At 35.1% G+C, this 23,959-nt stretch carries 13 protein-coding genes and 1 pseudogene; 13 read left to right on the forward strand and 1 reads right to left on the reverse strand.

Translation table 11 applies throughout. The features are described 5' to 3' along the window. Positions 1-188 precede the first annotated feature (188 nt). Positions 189-1,580: an ATP-binding cassette domain-containing protein gene (locus J2S23_RS01795; protein WP_307121059.1), complete on the forward strand. Its 1,392-nt coding sequence runs from the start codon at positions 189-191 to the stop codon at positions 1,578-1,580. Between the two features lie 628 nt (positions 1,581-2,208). Here J2S23_RS01795 and J2S23_RS01800 read toward each other — a convergent pair. After that, the gene (locus tag J2S23_RS01800) at positions 2,209-3,396 is read right to left on the reverse strand and encodes a helix-turn-helix domain-containing protein (RefSeq protein WP_307121060.1); all 1,188 of its coding nucleotides are present in this window, start codon (positions 3,394-3,396) and stop codon (positions 2,209-2,211) included. Positions 3,397-3,517: 121 nt separating this feature from the next. Here J2S23_RS01800 and J2S23_RS01805 point away from each other — a divergent pair, with 121 nt between their 5' ends. The 12 genes and pseudogenes from J2S23_RS01805 to J2S23_RS01860 all read left to right on the forward strand — a co-directional run bounded on the left by J2S23_RS01805 (position 3,518) and on the right by J2S23_RS01860 (position 23,917). Then, positions 3,518-4,900, forward strand: a complete 1,383-nt coding sequence (locus tag J2S23_RS01805) for an MFS transporter (RefSeq protein WP_307121061.1) — start codon at positions 3,518-3,520, stop codon at positions 4,898-4,900. 52 nt (positions 4,901-4,952) lie between these two features. Then, positions 4,953-7,688 carry an alpha-L-rhamnosidase gene (locus J2S23_RS01810; protein ID WP_307121062.1) on the forward strand — a complete coding sequence of 912 codons (2,736 nt, stop codon included), beginning with the start codon at positions 4,953-4,955 and terminating at the stop codon, positions 7,686-7,688. Positions 7,689-7,799: 111 nt separating this feature from the next. Then, a pseudogene (locus J2S23_RS01815) lies at positions 7,800-8,966 on the forward strand (serine hydrolase domain-containing protein). A 36-nt stretch (positions 8,967-9,002) separates the two neighbouring features. Continuing rightward, positions 9,003-11,540, forward strand: a complete 2,538-nt coding sequence (locus J2S23_RS01820) for a beta-glucosidase (protein WP_307121063.1) — start codon at positions 9,003-9,005, stop codon at positions 11,538-11,540. Between the two features lie 99 nt (positions 11,541-11,639). Then, positions 11,640-12,803, forward strand: a complete 1,164-nt coding sequence (locus J2S23_RS01825; RefSeq protein ID WP_307121064.1) for an AraC family transcriptional regulator — start codon at positions 11,640-11,642, stop codon at positions 12,801-12,803. Between the two features lie 283 nt (positions 12,804-13,086). After that, positions 13,087-15,723 (forward strand): glycoside hydrolase family 3 protein, encoded by a 2,637-nt coding sequence (locus J2S23_RS01830; protein WP_307121065.1) that lies wholly within the window; start codon positions 13,087-13,089, stop codon positions 15,721-15,723. Positions 15,724-15,733: 10 nt separating this feature from the next. Beyond that, positions 15,734-16,696: an alpha/beta hydrolase gene (locus J2S23_RS01835; protein ID WP_307121066.1), complete on the forward strand. Its 963-nt coding sequence runs from the start codon at positions 15,734-15,736 to the stop codon at positions 16,694-16,696. 281 nt (positions 16,697-16,977) lie between these two features. Next, entirely contained in the window at positions 16,978-18,795 is a 1,818-nt protein-coding gene (locus J2S23_RS01840) for a family 43 glycosylhydrolase (protein ID WP_307121067.1), read from the forward strand. Positions 18,796-18,822: 27 nt separating this feature from the next. Then, the gene (locus tag J2S23_RS01845) at positions 18,823-20,157 is read left to right on the forward strand and encodes an MFS transporter (protein WP_307121068.1); all 1,335 of its coding nucleotides are present in this window, start codon (positions 18,823-18,825) and stop codon (positions 20,155-20,157) included. Between the two features lie 91 nt (positions 20,158-20,248). Then, positions 20,249-22,009 (forward strand): sulfatase, encoded by a 1,761-nt coding sequence (locus J2S23_RS01850; RefSeq protein WP_307121069.1) that lies wholly within the window; start codon positions 20,249-20,251, stop codon positions 22,007-22,009. Between the two features lie 18 nt (positions 22,010-22,027). After that, positions 22,028-23,137, forward strand: coding sequence for a radical SAM/SPASM domain-containing protein (locus J2S23_RS01855; protein ID WP_307121070.1), 1,110 nt, complete (start codon positions 22,028-22,030; stop codon positions 23,135-23,137). Between the two features lie 9 nt (positions 23,138-23,146). Beyond that, a complete protein-coding gene (locus J2S23_RS01860; RefSeq protein ID WP_307121071.1) occupies positions 23,147-23,917 on the forward strand; it encodes an SGNH/GDSL hydrolase family protein in 771 nt (256 codons plus the stop codon). The last annotated feature ends 42 nt before the right edge of the window (positions 23,918-23,959 follow it).

Consider the following 23,959-nt stretch of genomic DNA (forward strand, 5'->3'; position numbering starts at 1 on the left):
ATGTGTTTGTGGTGAACTACATTATATCTCTCTGAGGTGTTTTTGTATACTTTTTTCTCAACTAGAAAGTGGCTAACTTCATTTTAGAACTTTCGTCTTAATTTCGGGAGTGTTAATAATTATTTTTGTAATAATGATTCAAAAGACCATTTTAAGAGACGAACAATTGAAATGAGGGGATGAAGGTAATGAAAACTATTTTACAAGTCAACAATCTAACCGTCCAAAATGAAAAAGGAATTTTGTTTGAGGTTCCTGATTTTAAAATTACAGAAGGAGAAAAAATTGGTTTTATTGGTGAGAATGGAATAGGTAAGACGACATTTTTTTCTCAGTTATTCACTCAAGAGTGCTCTAATATAAAAAGAGCGACATCAATTGGATATTTAGAACAATTATTGGATTTTAATAATTTAAGTGGCGGACAACAGGAGAGATTACAGTTGGAAAATATCCTATTTTCTGATGATGAATTAATTCTTCTTGATGAACCTACAACCAATCTTGATGCAGAGAATATTGAATGGTTAACTAATATGGTTAGCTTTATAAATAAAACAGTTCTGATGATTTCACATGATAGAGAGTTTCTTGATCGAACAGCTGACCGAATAATTTTTGTGGAAAATGGAAAATTGCAGAATTTTTATGGAACTTATTCAGAGTTTCAAATTTGGGAAGAACATAAAATAGAAAAGCAGCTAGCTCAATATAAACAGGATATCAAAAAGAAAAAACAACTTGAGAAAGCTTTGAGGGAAAAGAAAGAGAAAGCAGATAAATTATTAAAGAAAAAGAAAAGCGTGTCACAATCCGAATGGAAGATGCGATCGTATGTTGGTGACTATGAAGGTAAGGCTAAATCGCTAGCAAAAAGTGCTAAGAGTATGGAGAGTCGCTTATTAAGGGAAGATGTTACCACTCAGCCACAAAGACGTAAGCAATTGACAATTAGGGTCCCTGAAACGTTATCAATGAAGAAGGGAAAATCGCTAATTAGAATAGGGGACAGTAGTTACAAGAATTCTAATAATATTGCTTTAAAGATAAAAAACTTTAGTGTCAAGGCAGGGGATAAAATTTCTTTAGAGGGAAAAAATGGAGCAGGTAAAACTCAATTTCTTGAACTACTCTGTTCAATTAAAGACTTTATCTCTAGGGAGGATTACATATGTGATAATCTATCTATCGGATATTTTAAACAATCTTTAAACCTATTTGATGAGGAAGCCGAGTTGCTAAAAACATTATTACAGGAGTCCGAACAAGATAATCAAATTGTATTCGATACATTAGCTAGTTTAGGTTTTAGAAATGATGAAATGAAACGAACATATGGCCATCTAAGCGGTGGTCAGAAGGTCAAGTCGAACTTAGCTAAAATATTATTAGGAAATTATAATCTTTTACTCCTTGATGAGCCTAATAACTACTTAGATATTGTAGCTACGGTAGCCTTGGAGAATTTTTTGAAGCGCTATGATGGAACATTTATTCTAGTTACACATGATAAGAGGCTTAGAGAGTCAGTGTGTGACAAACAAATTACAGTCGATTCATTGGAGATATGTTCTCAGTGAGAAAGTTGAAAAATATTGGTAACTTGCATACGGAGTTAGATAAAATCAATTAAGAATACTCAATCCATTTTGATTACATGGCAACCTTGGTACAAGCTATTAAAAAATTAGCTATTAGAGATGTTGTTTTGTATGCTGATAAACAGATTGAAGTAACAAAAGAAGTTGTAGCAAAATAAAAAAACGCAGGCTGGGTTGAGCCTGCGTTTTGGATTCCACAAATTTTAGAAAAGACTACGCTATTTCAAAAATTTTTAGGAATGAGAATAAATGACTAGTCTATTTTATGGTGTTAATTGGTGTCAATTTTATCCAAATGAATGGATTTCAGTCCATTTTTATGGAATTTTCAAACTGTAAAATGTTGATATAAAGGGATTTATGAGGATTGAGTATTCTTAGTTTTCAACCGAGAAATTCTCAAAACATTGACCATCACGAAGACTGCAGATTTCACCTATCCGCTGTAAAAATACGAAACTGGGAATTTTTTTCAGAAATAGTAAATGGCTTAGGATAACGTCATCAAAAAACGTTAACTCTAGGCCATTTTGTGTTCTTTACTTTTTAGTAGAAAGCTTAAATTTTTAGTTTTTAAACAACCTCTTTAGTACTTTTTTCTTACCAATTAGAGACTATTTCTATAAGCTAAGGGAGTTTGGTGAAATTTCTTTTTAAATTGCTCTGAAAAATAGCTTGGAGAACTAAAAGAAAGGTAATGACTGATTTCAGCAATTGGGATTTGGGTATTTTTTAAGAGGGAACATGCCTCTTCCATTTTTTCGTTTAGGATGTAGGAATTGATGGATTGTTGAGTTTCTTTTTTAAATTTTTGACTGAGATAATAAGGGGTATATCCCAGTTCATTAGATAGGGCTTCGAGAGAAATTTTTTCAGTAATATTTTGTTGTATATAATTGATGACATCACGTGTTAGTTGACTGAAATTTCGGCTCTTTTGTAGTTTATTTACCCTTTTGACGAAGGTTTCAACGATTTCTTTTGAAAGCATAATAACCTCGGAAATAGTTCTACTTGTCTCAATTTTTTGAATATAGTAATCAGATAAATTGTAAGAAGTTTCAGGTGACATACCACCAAAAATTGCTGCTCGACTTGCTAAAACAATTAGGACGATGATTTCGTTCTTAGATTGTCTAAGTGGGTTACTTGGTGCCATATTTCCAACAGTTCCGCTACTAGTTTGATGATTAGTTTTGTTAAGAAGGTTAAGATCACCGTTTTGGATAGCTTTAAAGAGTTTCTGTTCAATTTGCCAGGTTCCATGCCAATTTTTTTCTTGCCACTCTGGCTCCGTAATGGGTGATATCGGTTGTTGAACTTTAACAACAATCGTTGAAGTTTCTAACGTTTCTGAATAAATAGTGTAATGAAGCATTCCTAGTAAGGAGGTTGCTATACGTAAATTTATTACAGGAAAAAAGGAACGGTGATAGAGAAAATCCTCTAACCACTTTTTATCTTTTTGTTTGAAGTGCAGAAGTTGATTTTCAGACTCATCACTGATAAAAATAGGACCTAATATATGGAAGAGAGAAGACAATTCTCTTTTCTCATAGAGAATTAACCAAACTAGACCAGTTTGCTCACAGAGAATAAGTGGAGAAGAATGATGTTTGAAATGATCCGTTATCATTTCAATGTTAGTGCTTTTGATGAGCTGTTCCAATCCAAAGGTTCGGTAAGGGCAGTTGGTACTATTTAATTGGTAGGACTCGTCTAGTTGCCAATAATAAACGATATGGGTAGATAGAAGTAATTTTTGTAAAAAAGTTAATTGATTTGAATAAGTCATCTGAAAAATCCATTTTTATTTTATTTTAGGCGAAAAAATGATAAAAAACAAGAAAAAACGATAACGAAGACACAGGAAAACGCTTATAATTTAGTTATAAAATATTAAAGGAGTCTTTCAGATGAAAAGGAGAGAGAATCAAAAATCTAATTGGCTGGATCCCAATACAACAGCTGAGAATGAACGATTACCAAAATGGTTTGGTTTAGCATGGACAACTAGAGGCACCTCAGTTACAATAAATGCAGTGTTTATCGCCTACATCACTTATTATGCAACAGATATGCTAGGACTTTCTGCTGGATTAATTGGTTTTTTAATCTTGCTTTCAAAAATATTCGATGCCTTTACGGATTTGATTGCAGGTTTTATTATTGATAAAACCAATACCAAGTGGGGTAAGGCTCGTCCTTATGAAATTTTTATTTTGTTTACTTGGTTATTTACCATTATCATGTTTTCTATTCCAGACTGGAGTACAACAGCTAAGGCAAGTATTATTTTTATCATGTACAGCTTAATTAATGCTGTCTGTATAACTTTTTTGGGAGCAGAAGATGCCGTCTACATGGCACGTTCTATTAGAAATACTCAAAATCGTATTTCAGTAATGTCAGTAAGTGGAGCAATTGGTATGATTGCTGCGGTGGTTTTTAGTATTATTTTCCCTCAATTGATGGCAACAGTAGGTGCTACAAAAGAAGGCTGGTCTTATTTGGCCATGATTATTGGTATTCCATGCGGTTTAATCGGTCTCTTACGTATGGTTCTTATTAAAGAAGTAGTGGTTGATGAGAAAGTGGAGACAACTTCAGAAACCAAGGTAAGCTTTAAACAAACACTAGGTGCTGTAATGAAAAACAAATATATTTTTATTATTGCACTCATTAATTTTATTACTTTCTTAATTGCTAATTTAAGTACAACTGTAACTACTTATTATTTTAAATACATTGTTGGAGATATTAGATTGATGTCAATTGCTAGCTTGGGAGTGTTAGCAACTCCTGTTTTGTTGATTGTTTTTCCTATGCTAACTCGTAAATTTGGTACAACAAATATTATGCGAGGCGCCATTGTCTTCGGAATTATTGGTTTGATTATTCGTTCTATCGGTGGTACAAACATGACCACAATTGTTATTGGAGGTTTGATTGCTAGTATCGCATCTATTCCAGTAACGGTTATGATTAATGCTTACTTAATCGATTGTATGGACTATGGTGAGTGGAAGTCTGGTATCAGGGTTGAAGGTATGTTAAATTCAATTTCAAATTTCATGGCAAAATTTGGAACGGCGGTTTCATCAGGTGTAGTAGGATTGATTTTGAGTATGGCAGGTTATAACGGAGCTACAGAAACTCAAGTTGCTTCAGCTAATCAAGCTATCATCGCTTTATATAATTACTTGCCGCTGGCTCTTTATGTTGTCATGTTTTTACTTGCAATGGCTTATACGATAGATAAATTTATGCCTAAAGTACGTGAATCGTTGAGTAAATAAGAACGGTCAGGGCTGATTTAATTAGCCCTGATATTAGTAAGGGAGCTTAGAAATGGATATAAAGCGTTTAAAAATCAATGGAATTGTGGAGCCCCTGGGTTTTCATTTTGATGATATTATAGTAAGCTGGACGGTTGAGAATTCTACAGGGACACATAGCCATTCGGAATGTATTCTTGTTGCACTAGACAGTGAATTTAAAAATATTATTTTTGAATCAGAGCAAGGATTACTAGATTCTTCAGGTGTTTCTATTCCCATAACACTCGCTCCTCGGACTCGTTACTATGTCAAGGTCCTTGTTGAAGATGATATGGGAGACAAGGCAGAAAAAATCACTTTCTTTGAGACTGGAAAAAGGGATGAAGACTGGCAAGGGCAATGGATTACAACCAGCCAGGATGACGAATTTCATCCCTTATTTTCAAAATCTTTTATCAGTGAAAAAACAGTCAAAAAAGCAAGACTTTATATCTGCGGCCTTGGATTGTATGAAGCATACCTGGGAGCCGAAAAAATTGGGAATGAATATTTAACCCCCAACCTTAATGATTATCAAAGTGCCTTACAGGTTCAAACTTACGATGTTACCCATCTGATTAAGAGGGAGAATACATTTTCTGTCCTGCTTGGGAATGGTTGGTATAAAGGAAAATATGGTGATGAAAATAGTGTTCCTTACGGAGCGCAGTTCGGCTTGGTTGCTGAGCTCCATATCAAATCCACAGATGGAGAAGTTTGTGTGATTACTACTGACCAGAGTTGGACTTATATTCCAAGTAATGTCGAGCAAAGTGGTATATATTTTGGTGAAAGTTATAACAGAATATTATGGGAGAATCATGATAATATGCCAAAGTCAGCTCAATTGATGACCATGAGCGTTCCCTTGATTGATCGCTATAGTTTACCAGTTGTTGTCAAAGAAACCTTAGCCGTTAAAGAGCTCATTGTTAGCCCAAAAGGTGAAACTATTTTAGATTTTGGTCAAAACTTTACTGGTTGGGTTGAATGGGACAACTGTCTGCCGAAAGGTACTAGAGTTCAGTTGGAGTTTGGGGAAATATTGCAAGACGGTAATTTTTACAATGATAACTATAGGACGGCTGAATCAGTTTTTATTTACACTTCAAATGGTGAGAAAGAGCGCGTGCGCCCCCACTTTACTTTCTTTGGTTTCCGTTATGTGAAAGTAACAGGTTGGGTTGGAACTTTGGATACTAGTATGTTCCGAGGCTCTGTTGTTTATTCAGACTTGGAGAGAACAGGATTTATTCAAACAGGTCATGAGAAAATCAATCGACTTTACCAAAACTCTCTTTGGGGAATGAAATCAAACTTTTTAGACTTACCGACAGATTGTCCCCAACGTGATGAACGCCTCGGTTGGACAGGTGATGCTCAAGTCTTTTCCAAAACAGCTTCTTACCATATGGATACAAGAGCCTTTTATCATAAGTATCTGTGGGATATGAGACTAGAACAACAAAAGAGACACGGAGGAGTTCCGGCCTTTATCCCTGTTCCTCCAAATAGTAATTTGGCTTTTGAGACTGCTATTTGGGGAGATGCTGCAACCTTTATCCCAAATACTCTTAAAGAATTTTATGGTGTGTCACAATATTCGGAAATCTACTATAAACAAATGAAGGATTGGGTTGACTTTGTTGCTCGCAGATTAGAGGATGTCAAGGGTACTAAAGTTGCTCTTTGGGATTTTAGCTTTCAATTTGGAGATTGGTTAGCCTTAGATGGACCTAATGAGCAATCGTTCAAAGGAGATACGCCAGATGATTATCTGGCTACGATGTATTTTTGTCGGAGTCTAGAAATTGTTGCTTTGTTTGGTGAAGCCTTGGGTAAGGCTGAATCAAAAACTTATCGTTCCTATTATGAGGAGCTAAGACAGTTTCTTTTAGATACCTATTTTACACCTGTGGGACACTTGTCTTCAGGTACACAATCTTCTTATATTGTTGCTTTGAATTTTAATATTTACAGAAATCGAGCAGTCTTGATTGATGATTTTACTAAATTATTACAAAAGCACCAAAATTCTATCAAGTGTGGATTTGTTGGGGCACCTCTGATCTGTCAAACCTTAGCAGAATGTGGTCGTCATGATCTAGCTTATCAATTGCTTTTTAAAGAAACGTATCCAAGTTGGCTATATGCGGTTAATTTGGGGGCGACTACGATTTGGGAACGATGGAATAGTGTTTTACCTGATGGTCACATGAGCGGTACTGGTATGAATAGTTTAAATCATTATAGCTACGGTAATGTTGTAGAGTTCTTATATCGTTATGCTGCAGGACTAGCTCCCAAAGAAGCAGGATTCAAAACAGTAAAAATTTCTCCTAAACTCAATGGAAAACTGAAATTCTGTGATTGTCAATTTGATTCGGCATATGGTCGCTATCGTGTTAAATGGGAAATTTTGGAAAATCGGCAAGTTACTTATGATTTACAGATACCATTTAATTGTCAAGCTGAAGTTGAGCTAGAAGGTTGTGAAGAAGTCATGGTTTTGGAAACAGGCAATTATCATTTCCAATTTGAAACAAAGAGTGACTATACACAGCGCTATCATGAAGATTCAACTTTGGGTGAAATTTTTGAAAATTCAGCAGCTACTGAAATATTTAAAAAAATTGTTCCTGTGTATGAGTTAATGGCAGATAATGGCGCGATGAGAATCAATCAGTTAAGAGAACTTGTGATGCTAGGACTAAGTCAGGAAACGGAGAAGGAATTATTACGGGAACTTAAACATTTTAAGTATTAGAAAAAGAAACTCAGTCTGGCTAAAATTGGCATAAGCTTGATTTAAAAGATATGAGAAAGGAAAAATAGATGTTTGAAACTCATAAAATTGATGATATTTTAATAAAATTTGTTGAACAAAAATGAAATAGCAGGTGCTTCTATGATTGTTCGTAAGGAAGGGAAAGTGGTTTATCATAATGCTTTTGGCTATGCTGGTATTCAAGGGCAAGTTCCTATGAATACGGATACGATTTTACGCCTTGCATAAATGACTAAGCCAATCACAGCAATAGCAGTCATGCAATTGGTAGAAAAAGGAAACATTAAGCTTTATGAAGATATTAGCCAATATATCCCATCCTTTGCTGAACTTTTAGTTTGCAAAGATAATGTGTTGCAGGAATTTTATGAGGCAGATCCCAATAATCCAACTCAAGCAGGTGCTTTGCAAGCAACAATTGAACAGATGACCTATGTTCCTGCCCAGCGTCACATTACTATTTTTGATTTACTTAATCATAGTAGTGGTATGGAAATGGGACCAATCAGTAATACGCTAGCAGAGACCCTGGGTGGTTACCCAAGTACACTTCAAGAGCGTGTTCAGAAATACGCAGAGCTTCCTCTTGATTTTCAGCCTAGAACAGCATCAGGCTACAGTCCAGTCTTAGCTTTTGAAGTTTTGGCAGCAGTCGTAGAAGTTGTTACTGGACAAAGTTTTAAGGATTATATCAATGAGCACATTCTTTTACCATTGGGCATGATGGATACTTCATTTGATACTATTGATTTCAAACGTCTGTCAGGTCTTTATGAGTATAATGAAGATGAACAAAGTTTAACTGACGTTAGTGACACGGATATAACTTGGTTAAAAATGGATCCCTTGAGGACTGGTTATACTTCTGGCGCGGCTGGGTTATATGGGACAGTAGATGATTATGACAAAATTGCACAAATGTTTCTCAATGGTGGACAAGTTAATGGTATTAACATCCTATCACCAGACACAATTGCTAAAATGTCTGGTCAGGGTATTTCCCATGATAGTCGATTATTCCCTGCTGTTTATTGGGGATTAGGTATGTCTGTTATGGAGCATCCTGAGAGGATTCATTCTGCACGTTCTTACGGAAGTTATGGTTGGAGCGGTGCATATGGTACGCATTTCGTTATTGACCCTCTTAATCACATGACCTATGTTTTAGGGGTAAATCGCTCAAACATTGGAGGAGCAGGTTCTCCGATTTCTTTTGCGGTAGAAGAAGCAATCGCATCTGTTTTTTTTAAAAATTAGACAAGCGATCAATTGTTAATATTAGAAAGGTAACAAATGATGAAACGGATTAGTGATCCAAATATCCAAGAATTTGAAGTTAGACATTTAGAAACAGTCAAACAGGCTGCTTCAGAATGTGTTGTATTATTGAAACATGATGGGAGTCTTCCTTGGAAAAACATACCTACAGTAGCTCTCTATGGTAATGGTGCACGTCATACGATAAAAGGTGGAACAGGTTCAGGAGACTTGGTTGTACGCAACATGCTAAACGTAGAGGAGGCGTTTGAGCAAGCAGGGATTCATGTAACCTCAAAAGCCTGGCTAGATGCCTATGACCAAACTTATTTATTTGCACGTCAGCAATTTTTAAATGGAATTCGAGAGCAGGCTAAAGCACAAAACACAAACCCAGTCATGCTTGGTATGGGAAAAGTAATGGATGAACCAAACTATGATATCCCATTGGAAGCTATGGGTGACACTGCAGTATATGTATTGTCACGTATCTCGGGTGAAGGGAGCGACCGTCAAGCCACAGAAGGGGATATTCTGTTAACACCAACTGAGATTCGAGACATCCTTAAGTTAAATCGAACCTATGAGAACTTTATTTTAGTGCTTAATGTTGGGGGTTTGGTCGATTTAACTCCAGTACTAGAAGTAAAAAACATTTTACTCCTTAGTCAATTGGGAGGCATCACTAGCGAAGTTTTGGTTGATATCCTTAAGGGTGAGTCATATCCTTCTGGAAAACTAGCTATGACTTGGGCACCCATTGAAAATTACCCATCAACCAATGGGTTTGGAGACCCGGATGATACTAGGTACAATGAGGGCATTTATGTCGGTTACCGCTATTTCAATACTGTTCAAAAAGTTCCGACCTTTCCATTTGGATATGGCTTAAGTTTTACTCACTTTGAACAGGAATGTCAAGCTGTGGTAGTGTCTGGAGAAACCGTACAAGTTAAGATTAAGGTTGTAAATACCGGTAACTTTAAAGGAAAGGAAGTCGTCCAGCTCTATTCCCAGGCACCTCAAGGCAGTCTTGATAAGCCTTCCCAAGAATTGATAGGTTTTGCTAAAACAGAGGAGATAGCACCAGGTCAGAGTGATACCGTATTGATTGAGTGTGACTTAAATCAGCTGGCCTCCTATTCTTCTGATTTAAGTGCTTATCTTGTTGAAAAAGGAAACTATCAGTTACTCCAAGGGAATAGCTCAGCGACTACTAAAGCTATCGCTAAGTTAACTTTAAGAGACACTGTAGTTTTATCACAACACACTAAAATTTGTCCAGGATGGGATTTCAATGATTTTGTGCCAGAAACTCGAGCTGAAGATTTTGGTGATTCTTCAAAATATCATCTAGAGCTTTCGCCTGAAAATTTCGGTCAGTCAAGTATGACTTATTCCCCTGCTTCTCAGGAATTGAAAAAACAGGAAGCATTCTCTTGGGATAAGGTGGTCGCTGGCGAACGTTCTGTTGATGATTTTGTCGCTACTTTAACAGATGAGGAACTGGCTTATATGGTTGTTGGGATGTACCCAGAAGAAGAATCTTTCATGGTCAATGTAGGAGCTTCTTCTCAATCAGTTGCAGGTGCTGCAGGTGAGACCAGCGCTAAATTATCTGATAAGGATGTACCTACCGTAGTCATGGCTGATGGTCCCGCAGGAGTTAGAATTAGTGAAACCTATAAAATTGTAAATGGTAGAATTAAGCCCACATCCAATCCGTTAGCAGCAATGATGGAATTCTTTTCACCAGAAGAATTAGAACAAATGGCTAGTATGGCTCCCCAGCCAACTCAAGAAGAATTAGATGCGGCTACCTATTACCAGTATGCTACTGCACTCCCTATTGGAACAGCTATAGCCCAAAGTTTGAATCTATCTTTGGCAGAAAATTGTGGTCGAGTTGTTGGTGAGGAAATGACTCTCCATGGTATTCATCTATGGTTAGCACCTGCCTTGAATATTCAACGCTCTCCTTTGTGTGGTCGTAACTTTGAGTACTATTCTGAAGATCCATTACTAAGTGGCTTAGTAGCTGCCGCTGTTACAAATGGAGTCCAAAGTCAACCAGGTTGTGGTGTTACTATTAAGCATTTTGCAGCTAATAATCAAGAAACCAACCGTTTTGTTTCTAATTCGATTGTCAGTGAACGAGCACTGAGAGAAATTTATCTTAAGACCTTTGAAATTTGTGTAAAAGCATCAAATCCGTCAGCAATCATGTCTTCTTATAATCTTATCAATGGAGAGCATGCTTGTACTTCAGAGGATTTGTTGACGATTATTTTGAGAGATGAATGGTCTTATAAAGGTATTGTAATGACTGACTGGTACGCTACTCAAAATATTATGGCAAAGGAATCCGGTCGAACTAATAAACATGATGTTGCTTCTGCACTTGGTTGTGTTCAAGCAGGAAATGATCTTATTATGCCGGGTACAGAAGCAGATAAACTTACAATCTTAGAGGCATTGCAGAGTTCCGCACCACCTTATGGTATGACAAGAGGACATCTGCAACGAAATGTTGCTAACATTTTAAATTGTATTTTAAAATTAGCTGGGAAATAATGTTGACTAGATAATTCCTTTTGGGGAAGTGCTTTCAAAACTTTTTTTAAAATGATATACTTTAATTAAATACGTTACAGAAAGTTTTATGGTGTACTGATGGATTTTACCTATTTAGACTCTCTATTGTCATTTTATGAAATACCCTTTTGGGTTATTGATAGGGGACAGGAGCAGGTGGTGTTTTCTAAACATTCTAGTCCATTAGTAGACTTCAATTTACTGAAGTCTTGCAGACAGGCTTTTAATCAAAATTTATTACCATTTATTTATGTTCTAGAAAGTAATCTAGGTTATCTATATTGGAGTAATGGTGCTTATGATTTTGTGGGTGGCCCTCTGCTATTGACTGATTACTCTGGTTTGTTTCAGCATCAATTACCTGATTTGTTAGATATTAAGCAAATGAGTGTTGCTGAGTGTCGGCAATGTCTAACCATTATTTCTTATTTTTGTAATCAATCACTTTACCTTTTATCGGACATAGAAGTTCTTTGGGCTCATAATGAGGAGTATTATCATGTGCGAAACCAGGAAATCGATTTTTATCGATTTGAGAAATCAGAAAATGAACGGCGTCATGATTCTATAAGCTATGAAACGACCTATTTAAAATTGATTGAAGAAGGCGATGAAAAACGCTTGTTAGACTTCTTTGACAATCAAAGTTTAGATGAAAAAAACATTGGAAAAATAGCTGAAACCTCATTTAAGCAAATGGAATATATGGCTGTATCCTCTATAACGTTAGCCTGTCGTGCAGCCATTAAAGGTGGTCTTAATCCTGAACTTTCTCATGATTTATCAGACTTATACCTACAGAAAATTGCAAAATGCAAGTCTGAAAAAGAGTTAATTGTAATGACTGGAAAAGCGCAATTTGACTTTTGTAAAGCTGTTGGATCACATAAAGACAGTCGAAGTGATAATATTTTTGTTGAACAGTGTAAGGATTATATTACGAATCATTTGTACCAAATCTGTAAAGTTGGAGATATTTCTAAAAAATTAAATATCAGTCGCCCCTATTTATCGACTCTATTTAAAATCTCTGAAGGCATTACTATTCAAGAATATATAATGAAAATGCGATGTGAACATGCTGCGGAAATGTTAAGTTATTCTGATGAACCACTCTCTGTTATTGCTGAATATCTTTGTTTTTCTTCGCAAAGTCATTTTGGCGTACAGTTTAAAAAATTCTATGGGATGACACCCCGTCAGTATCGTCAAAAAAATAAATATATTAAAACGAATATATAAGCTTTTGATATTTATAATAGTAAGAAAACAGAAACCCTTTAAAAAGACTTAGTTTACAGTATTTTTAAGGGGTTTTTATTATGAGATTTTTGAAATAGGTATATGTTCTCTTGACCTGTCTATTGATATTTTGAGTAAGTGTAACCTATCTCTTTTAGTTTTAAAATCGCGATTCAATTCGGAAAAAAGTTCAGATATAATAAAAAGTAGACATCTGTAATATTTTTAAAGGGTCTTATATTTTAAAATGGTATTGAAAACGTTTTTATTAAAGGAGTAACTTATGTCTGAATTTGATTTTTTAGCTTCAATACCTCGTGGCAAAGATGATAAACCGTTTTTGCTCAGTTTTGGGGAAGTGATTTATAATTTTAACGATATTGATGGACTCTATACAATGCTTGATAAAGATTTTTCGGGTTGTATTATTTTTAATTTCAGTAAAGATATGAATTCTGATAGGGTAGGGAGTGTTGAAGTTGATGGAGTACCTGTTACTAATATTTACCTTAAAAAACTTGCTGTAATGGGTAATATGTGGGCATTGGCGGTCAAAGTTCGTGGTTTAATAAGTGAGTATGATCGTACCTACACATTAACTATTAAAGATTTTGTTGATACAGATGGAAACACAATGGAACCTCAGGATATTGAAGTAAAAACTCCACCTCAAGTCTATCCGGAGGAAAGGTTCGAGGAACATGAATCAATTGCTTATCAGGTAGCTCAAGAAGGCATCGTTTTATTAGAAAATAAAGAGGGTATCTTACCTTTAGCTTCTCAACAAACTATTAATTTGTTTGGTAAGGGAATATTTCAATTTCGAGTTGGAGCAGTAGGAGCTGGGAAGATTAATCCACGATACATCAAAAATATTGTTGATGCGATCAAGGAAGACAATGATTATCAATTAAATGAAAATCTGATTGAATTTTACCGTTGTGATGAGGATAAGTTGCCACCACAAAATCTACTGGACGAAGCCAAAGAATTATCAAATACCGCTATTATGTTAATCACTCGTAGTTCAGGTGAGAATATTGATAATACAACAGAAAAAGGGGAGTACTACCTTTCAGAAGAAGAAGATACCTTGTTAAGCAAACTCTCTGAGACTTTTGAGAATGTTATTGTAATCCTAAATGTAGGCTATCCAATTTATACTGGTTTTGTTCAAAAATATGGAATTAAGGGTCTAGTATATTCTGGTTATGGTGGAATGTTGGGAGGCCCAGCGTTATGGGATACCTTGACGGGAAAAGTAGCTCCATCTGGTAAGTTAACAGATACTTGGGCAAACTATTTAGATATTCCGTCGAGCCAAAATTTTTACGATGCTGCAGGAGTTGAAAGACTAGATGCTAATTCACAGCAGTACATTAATACAGTCTATGAAGAAGATATTTATGTTGGGTACCGCTATTTTGATACCTTCAATAAGCCTGTAGAGTACCCATTTGGCTATGGTTTAACTTATACATCATTTGAAATTGAATCTAAACAATTAAATTTTAATCCAAAAATTGGTTTAGAACTAGAGGTAGAAGTTACAAATACGGGTCAAGATTCTGGTAAAGAGGTTGTTCAAGTTTACATTGGTCATCCTAGAAATAATTTAGAAAAACCAAAGAAAATTTTAGTTGCCTTCGAAAAAACATCGTGCTTATTTGCAAAAGAAAAAGAGCAAGTCGTCTTTAATATACCACTTCAGCATATGATGCTTTACAATCCAGAAGAGTCAGCCTATATGCTAGAAGCAGGTACCTTTACAGTTTATTTAGGCAATGATGTAAATGCGACAGAAATCGGAGCATTTTGTGTAGAAAAAGATACCATTCTTCGTAAAGTAGAGCATCTAATGACACCCCCAATTGAATTTACTCTATTAAGTCAAAATGAACCCGAACAAAGTTACCCTCAAGGAAAGTTAAGCGGAATTACTGATGAAGAAGATTTTTCTTATCTGACTCCAAGACGACAATATAAACCAAAATTTTCAGGTAAAAAACCTAACCAAAAATTAACGTATCAAGATGTAAAAGAAAACCCTCAATTGGTTGAAGATTTTGTCGCTCAATTCTCTGTTGAAGAATTAGCTAGACTATCAATCTGTGGTTCTGCAGGTTGGGGTATGGAAGGAATTGGAGAGGCTGGTCATGTTGTCGGCATCGAAGGCTATGATTTTCCTGAATTACTGGTTGCTGACGGTAATAGTGGCGTAAATATACATGCCACAAATATTGGTATGCCTTCGAGTGTAACTGTATCTTCTAGTTTCAATAAGGAATTGAGCCAAGAAGTCGGTAAAGTGATAGGGCTAGAAGCCAAAAGCTTAGGTATTCCCCTTATTTTAGCACCGGCCTTCAATATTCATCGCAATCCTTTAAATGGCCGTCATCCAGAATACTATAGTGAGGATCCTTATCAAGCAGGCATGATGGCAGGCTATTACGCTAAGGGGATGGAATCTGTTGGAGTAGCAACAAGTATGAAACACTTGATTGCTAATAATTGTGAATCAAGTCGCAAACGAAATCATAGTATCTTGTCGGAGAGAGCTATTCGTGACATCTATTTTAAAGTTTTCGAATTGGCCATGGAAGTGCAGATGCCTGCTTCAATTATGACAGCCTATAATGCATGTAATGGATCGCCAACTGCTTCTGATTCAGAATTGATTCAAGGACTTCTCAGACGAGAAATCGGTTTTGATGGTTTTGTTATGACCGACTGGACTACTTACGATACAGTTCCTATTGTTGATATGATAAAAGCTGGTAATACCTGGATAACACCTGGCTCCCTAGATGAAACCTATACAAGTCAAATTATTGACGCGGTTAATAATGGTAATTTAAATCTGTTGCAACTTCAAGAAAATGTTAGCTGGCTCATTAAAACGATGATTCGATACGTGTGAGGTAACGTTTATGAAACAATTTAATACTCTATTATGGACAAAGGATGAGTATTCGTATTCAACTGTTGGAAGTTTTATTCCAAGTATCACAGCTTATTTACATGAAGATAATAAGCCTCGTCCAGCTTTACTTGTTGTTCCCGGGGGTGGGTATAGGATAGTTTCACCCACTGAGGGTGAGATAGTTGCTAGGAAATTTTATGATATGGGTTACCAAACTTTTGTGGTGACCTATTCAGTAAATATTAGTAATGAACCTTTGTTTTTACAACCCTTAAAAGATTTATCAAAAGCTGTACAACTGGTGAGGAAAAAATCAGATGAGTGGCTTGTCGATAGGAAGAAAGTTTATGTCTGTGGATTTTCAGCCGGAGCTCATTTGGCCGGAAGCTTAGCAGTACATTATAATCATAAGGATATTAATTGTCAGGGAGAAAACAGACCAGATAAAGTCATTTTATCTTATCCGGTAGTTACATCAGGAGAATTTGCCCATAGGGATTCTTTTGTAGCCTTACTAGGTGAGGCCCCATCGCAATCAGATTTAGACTTCTTATCAATTGAAAAAAATGTCTCATCAACTACACCTCCTATGTTCATTTGGCAAACTCGAACTGACGAGACTGTATCTGTAGAAAATTCATATCTTCTCGTTCAAGCTTGTTTGAAAGCAGGAGTTTCCTTTGAACATCATGTTTTTAATGAAGGTCCTCATGGTTGCTCTTTGGCTGATGAAAAATGGGCTAATGGAGATTATAAAGGATCTTATACCCTTCAGCAATTTCAAGATTATTTTGAATATTGTTTGGAAAATGAGATTGTACCTGCGCCACCATTTTCTACTTTTGCTGATTTTCCAAAAGGGACAAATTTTGCTGACCTCCTACTGTCAGGGATGAAAGAGCATATGGCTCCTAAACCAATACCTAGTGTTAGTGTTTGGCCTAAATTAGTTAAAAATTGGTTAGATTAATTCCTGGCCATAAACCTTTTAAATCACTGAAATATTTTTATTCAAATTCTCTACAATTTTAAAATGAATAGAGTCATAAATTGGAATAACACGATGAGAAGAACGCTGCTATTTTGTGGCGTTCTTCTTTTTAATGCTAGATTTGATTTGGAAAAAAATTAGAGATAATTTTTACTTTATTTTAAAAACATTAATAACAAAAAATTTACAATGATAATATTTAAAACAATAAAAACTCAGTATACTTGAATAGAAGTAAGCGTTTTCTAAGTGGAGGTTTCATGACAAACTATTTTTGTAATCCTATCAATATTGATTATAGGTATCAATATTACAAGAATAACACCAATGCTTTCAATAGTCTCTATAAGAGGTTTCGAGAAGCTGCTGATCCAACATTAATAAATTTTAATGGTGAGTACTATTTGTTTCTCTCTATGACAGCTGGTTTTTATTCTAGTTCAGATTTAAAATCGTGGAAATTTTATCCTTACCAAGGTGATATACCAATCTACAATTATGCACCTGATGTCTGTGAAATCAATGGTTATCTCTATTTTTCTAGCTCAGAAATGACAGAACCAACAATTTTTTACAGAAGTAAGGATCCAAAGACTGAACCTTTTGAACCAGTAGGAGGGAGTTTTCCTATTTGGGATTCTCATCTATTTGAGGACGATGATGGGAGAGTGTATTGCTATTGGGGATGTTCCAATCAAGAACCAATCTATGGTGTTGAAATGGATATCGAAAAAATGGAACCTAGGGGTGACAAAATTGCATTAATTTACTCCGATATAAATAATAACGGTTTCGAGCGATTTGGTGAAAACCATATCCCTCCTAAGACAGAGGAACAAATCTCAAAATCTGTTGAGGAAATGTTGGTATTCGTAAAACAAAAATATACGGACCAAGAAATTGAACAGGATCAGACGGATGATGCAATTCGGGAAATGCTTAGAGGATACTTGGGGAACAGCCCTTATATCGAAGGAGCTTGGATGACAAAACACGAAAGAAAGTATTATTTACAATATGCAATTCCAGGCACTCAGTACAACATTTATGGTGATGCTGTTTATGTAGGTTTACATCCCTTAGGTCCTTTTACAAAGGCAAAAAATAATCCCTATTCTTACTTCCCTACAGGTTTTATTACGGGAGCAGGTCACGGTTCTACCTTAAAAGATAATGCCAATCGATTTTGGCATACCTCTACCATGAGGATTAGTCAAAATGGAGAATTTGAACGTAGAATTGGAATGTGGCATGCCGGTTTTGATCAAGATGGTGAACTTTTCTGTGATCAACGCTTTGGTGACTGGCCTATTCGTTTTGGCGCTAATCCTTTTGAGGGCCCGGACATGTTGTTGCTTTCATATAAGAAGACTGTTACTGCCTCATCAGGAATTGGAATAGAGAATATAGTTAATGAAGATATCCGAAATTATTGGGAGGCTGCTTCCAATGCAGAAGGAGAGTGGATAGAGATTGATTTGGGTCAGATTCAAACAGTTCAAGGAATTCAAATCAATTTTGCAGATGATGATTTCGAATATCATTTAGATACGGGTCTCTGTCCCATTGAAAAGGGATCGGATGCTGAGCGTTATTTAGATACTCAGAAAGAGGTTATTCAATGGCGACTAGAAGGTTCCCTAGATGGTGAGACCTTTGAAGTTATTAAAGACAAATGGGATGCTAATACTGATTTACCACATGATTTTATTGAATTAGAATGGTCTTCAAAATACCGCTTTATCAGGCTTACCATTCGTCAAGTTCCTTATGGAGTTACACCAAAAATATCTGGACTTAGAATTTTTGGACGAGGTAATGGTGAACAACCAGCTAAAGCAAGTTCAATACAAGCAGAACTAAAATCACCAATTGATTTACACTTATCTTGGCAAGGGGAGACAAGGGCCAATATTCTTTGGGGACACGACCGTGATAAACTTTATCATAGCCGATTAAACTTTGAGGGTAACGATTGCCAGATAGGTGCTCTTACCTCTGAACAAGCTATCTATGTTCGCATAGATACTTTCAATGAAGCGGGTGTCACACAAGGTGACGTTGTTAAAATACGATAAAAAATATATTTTAGAAAGGAGAACAAAATGGCTAAAGAAAAAAACAAAGACAAGCTTGGTTTTACAAAATTCTGGGGATGGCAACTTCGAGGTGTATCCCTTGGATGTATGACAATTATTATTGGTTACCTTCAAATTTATTGTACAGATACTTTAGGTTTAAATGGTGCAATAATTGGTGCTATTATGCTAGGCTCAAAAATTATAGATGCCTTTACCGATTTAATCGCTGGATTTATTATTGAAAATACGAAAACAAAACTTGGAAAGGCACGACCTTATGAGCTTTGTATGATTCCTCTTTGGATTTGCACCTGGTTGCTATTTTCAGTTCCACAAGATTCAAGTAATACTATCAAATATATTTGGATTTTCTTTATGTATGTATTCATCAATTCTATCTTTTCAACTTTCTTGATTAGTAACCAAACTCCTTATATGCTAAGAGCTTTTGATTCTCAAGAAAAGATTGTTAAAGTTAATTCATACGGAGGTATCGTTGTTACAATTGGTTGTGCGGTGGTATCAATCCTATTCCCACAAATGATGGCAACTATGGCAACGTCTTCGGCTGGTTGGTCAAGTTTAGTTGGTATTTTCTGTTTGCCACTATTTGTACTTGGAATGATGCGTTTCTTGTTTGTGAAAGAGACAGTTTCTATAGATGGAGAAGAAGATAGTAAAATTACGCTTTCGGAAGTAATTGATGTTTTGAAACATAATAAATACATTTATATTGTATGTGGCATCTCAATCCTCTATAACGTGATTATTTCGATGAATAGTTATACTTATTATTTCAAATGGATTGGTGGTGGTATTGAACGTTACTCTAGTTTAGCAGCTATTTCAATGCCCTTATTACTTGTAATGTTTATTTTCCCTATCTTAATGAAAAAAGGGATTGCTATGTCTCGTATTATCTTATTCGGATCAGTTCTAGGTGTTATTGGCTATATATTGAACTTTTTTGCAGGAGATAATATGGGTATTCTACTTACTGCGGCGGCCCTGTACAGTTTTGCTGGCTTACCAATCGCTTATTTGTCTGGACTTTTGATTCTTGACTGTAGTGAATATAATATTTTAACAGGTAAGAAAAGAATGGAGACTACCATGAGTGCTATCAGTTCTTTTGGTACGAAAGTTGGTGGTGGTCTCGGAAGTGCCTTGGTAGGAGTGATCTTATCCGTGTTTGGCTACAATGGTGCTGCACAGGTACAAACTGCTTCAGCACTTACTGGTATTAAAGTTATCTTTAGTTTTGTTCCAGCTATTATGTATGCAATTATTGTAATCCTTTGTATTTTTTATAAGCTAGACAAAGTACTGATAGAAAAACGTCAAGAATTACAAAAATAAGGAAAAATTTACTTTTAATAATAACGTAAACAACCTGCCGCTTTAATTTGTTGTTTACGTTATTAATTTTAGATATAAGGAGTTGACTTGGATGAAAGCTATAATGGTAATGTTTGATTCTCTAAATCGAGAGATGTTAGAACCATATGGTTGTGAGTGGATTAAAACTCCTAATTTTGATAGGTTACGCCAAGAATCTGTTACTTTTGATTCTAATTATGTTGCTAGTATGCCCTGCATGCCAGCTCGTCGTGATCTTCATACAGGTCGTTATAATTTTCAACACCGTTCTTGGGGTCCAATAGAACCTTTTGATGATTCCATGCCTGAGCTTTTAAAAAATAATGGTATTTATACCCACCTTACAACTGATCATAAACATTATTGGGAAGATGGAGGTGCCACCTATCATAATAGATATTCATCTTTTGAATTACATCGTGGTCAAGAAGGAGATAACTGGAAGGTATTACCAGAATTAATTGAAGCAACACATCAGTGTTTAATCGGAAATTCACAAAGAAATTATTATGATGAAGTAAATCGTAAATTTTTGGATTCTGAGGAAAAAATGCCACAGGCTCAAACATTTAAATCAGGTTTAGACTTTATTGATGCTAATCATAAAGAAGATAACTGGTTTTTACAAATTGAGACGTTTGATCCCCATGAACCATTTTTCTCTCAAGAAATCTATAAAAAAGCGTTTGAGCATAATTATGATGGAACATTGGGTGATTGGCCGCCTTATTATCCTATTACGAATGAAACATCAAAAGATATTGAGCATATGAGGTATGAATACGCAGCTCTTATCACAATGTGTGATTTTTATTTAGGTAAAGTTCTAGATAAGATGGACGAGTATAATCTTTGGGAAGATACTTTGCTAATTGTAAATACTGATCATGGCTTTTTATTAGGAGAGCATGATTGGTGGAGTAAGTCAATTATGCCTGTTTACGAGGAAATCGCCCACACCCCCCTTTTTATTTATGATCCAATTTCAAAAATAAAAAAAGAAAGACGTCATCAGTTGACGCAAATTATTGATTTACCCGTCACCTTATTGGATTTCTTTAATATTAAAAAACCTAAAGATATGCAAGGGGTATCTTTGTTAAGTACAATTGCGAATAACTCACCAACTCGCAAGCATGTTCTTTTTGGTTACCATAATGCCCATACGAATATAACAGATGGGGAATGGGTCTATATGAGAGCTCCTCGAGAAGGAACAGAATTTTATGAATATACATTGATGCCGACTCACATGAGTAGTAGATTTCAACCTTCTGAAATGATCAATTTAACTTTGCAGGAACCCTTTAAATTCACAAAGAATTTACCCACTATGAAAATTAAAGCGAATATTGGTCTTACCGATCCTATTAATTTTGGAAGTAAGCTGTTTAATATAAAAAATGATCCTAAGCAGCAACATGAAATTTTAGATAGCTCTCAAGAAACAGAGATGGCCAATGCAATGATCAAACTCATGAAGGAAAATGATTGTCCTCCAGAACGACTTACACGTTTTGGGTTTCCTCAAGAAGGTACTATTAGTCAATCTCTAATTGAGAAACAGAGAAAAGAAGAGGTTCAAGTTCGTATTCCAGAGGCTTTGAAGTCAAAAAAATGGGAGAGAGGAGCTGTTAACATCTATTGTGACATTATAAGATATTTACCAGAAGAGCATGTTTCGACAGTAACTAATATTTTGATATCCTCAGTTTCTAATAAGGAACTAATTACTGTACAAGAAATGTTTACTTGGATTGACACTGTATTTCCTCCCGAACAATCTCCGATGATGAAATATATTGCCGTCTTGAGTAGTAGATTTCATTAATATTAAAGAGGATTCATTATGAAGCATATTTCTGTGATGATAAAGCCTACTTCCTCCATTTGTAACATTAGATGTAAATATTGTTTTTATGCAGATGTAAGTTCAATGCGTGAAGTGACTTCTTATGGGAAGATGACACCTGAAATCACAAAGAATATGATAGAACAAATTTATTTGGATTTAGAAGATGGAGATAAATTAACGCTAACCTTTCAAGGTGGTGAGCCAACTTTAGCAGGGTTATCTTATTTTGAAAATCTTGTTGAAGTAGTTAATAAACAGGAAAAGAAAATTAATGTTCAATATGCTATTCAAACAAATGGAATGATTATAACCGAACGTTGGTGCTCTTTCTTTAAAAAGCATAATTTCTTAATCGGTTTATCTATAGATGGGTTGCCTGAGTTTCATGATTTATCCCGAATTGATGTTAAGAAAAGGGGGACATACTTTCGAGTAAAAAAAACAAAAGAATTATTCGAGAAATATCAGTTGGATTTTAATATTCTTTGTGTTTTAACAAATTTATTAGCTAGGGAACCTAAAAAAGTATACAAATATCTAAAGGAAGAAAAAATTGAATATGTTCAATTCATACCTTGTTTAGATGATTTAATTAAAACCAAGAAAAATAAATTTGCACTTACCCCCCAGCGTTTCTTAAGTTTTTACAAAAAAATATTTGAATTATGGATGAGAGACTTAGAAAAAGGACAGTATATAAGTATAAAGCTATTTGATGATATCTATAATTTATTCGTTAATGGACAAGTCAATGCTTGTGGTATGTTAGGAAACTGCTCTATTCAATATGTTATTGAAGCTGACGGTAGTGTATTCCCATGTGATTTCTATGTATTAGATGATTTTAAAATGGGAAATATTCAAAACGAACGATTAAGAGAATTATTTAATAGTAAACAAGCTCAACAATTTATATCAGAAAAAAATCCGATAAATATAATGTGTCATAGTTGTCCTTTTAAAGAGGCTTGCTATGGAGGATGTAAACGAATGAAAGACGCTATGTTTATTGATGAGAAATATAGTATGTGTGGCTACAGAGACTTATTAAAAATTTTTATCCCTAATTTAAGGAAAATAAATACACTTCTTAATAATATTTAGGAGACAGAAATGAAAGTAAAAAAAATAATGAAAATTGTTGGATTAATTCTAGTTGTTTGGAGTCTTATCAATGCAGGAGTTTTTCTCTATTTAAACCAAAAATGGCGGTTCAATAAAGGCAATGATAGCACTTACGCAGTTGAAAATGTAAAGACTAAAGAAAATAGTCTATTAAAAGGTAAAAAAATTATCTTTTTAGGTTCTTCGGTCACAAAAGGGGCAGGTGCTGGTGATGAATCTTTTGTTGACTATTTAGTCAAGCTTGATGAAATAATCGCTACGAAAGAGGCCGTAAATGGAACAACACTAACTGACTCTGGTTCTAAATCCTATATTAAACGAATGGAATCTAACATTGATCCTAGTATTCAAGCAGATTTATTTGTTGTTCAACTTTCGACTAATGATGCTTCAAAGAAAAAAGATTTAGGTTCTATATCTGATTCTAAGGATAGAAAGGAATTTGATACTTCAACAATCATTGGTTCTATGGAGTACATCATTTCCTATGCTCAAGATACTTGGAAATGCCCTATTGTTTTCTATACAAATACCTATTATAAAAGTGAAAGGTATGAGGAAATGGTGACTGCAGTCAAAGCATTACAAGATAAGTGGGGAATTGGACTTATTAATCTGTACGATGATCAAGAAATGACTAATGTTAGTCCAGAACTTCGTAAACTTTATATGGTTGATGCTATTCATCCAACTAAAAAAGGATATTTAGAATGGTGGACACCAAAATTTGAAACTTATTTAGAGTCTTATTTGAAATAGAATTATTTTCTAGTAGAGAATTTTAATGAATAAACAATTCAG

This window comes from Streptococcus moroccensis (assembly GCF_030812835.1).
In the GTDB taxonomy this organism is placed as follows: domain Bacteria; phylum Bacillota; class Bacilli; order Lactobacillales; family Streptococcaceae; genus Streptococcus; species Streptococcus moroccensis.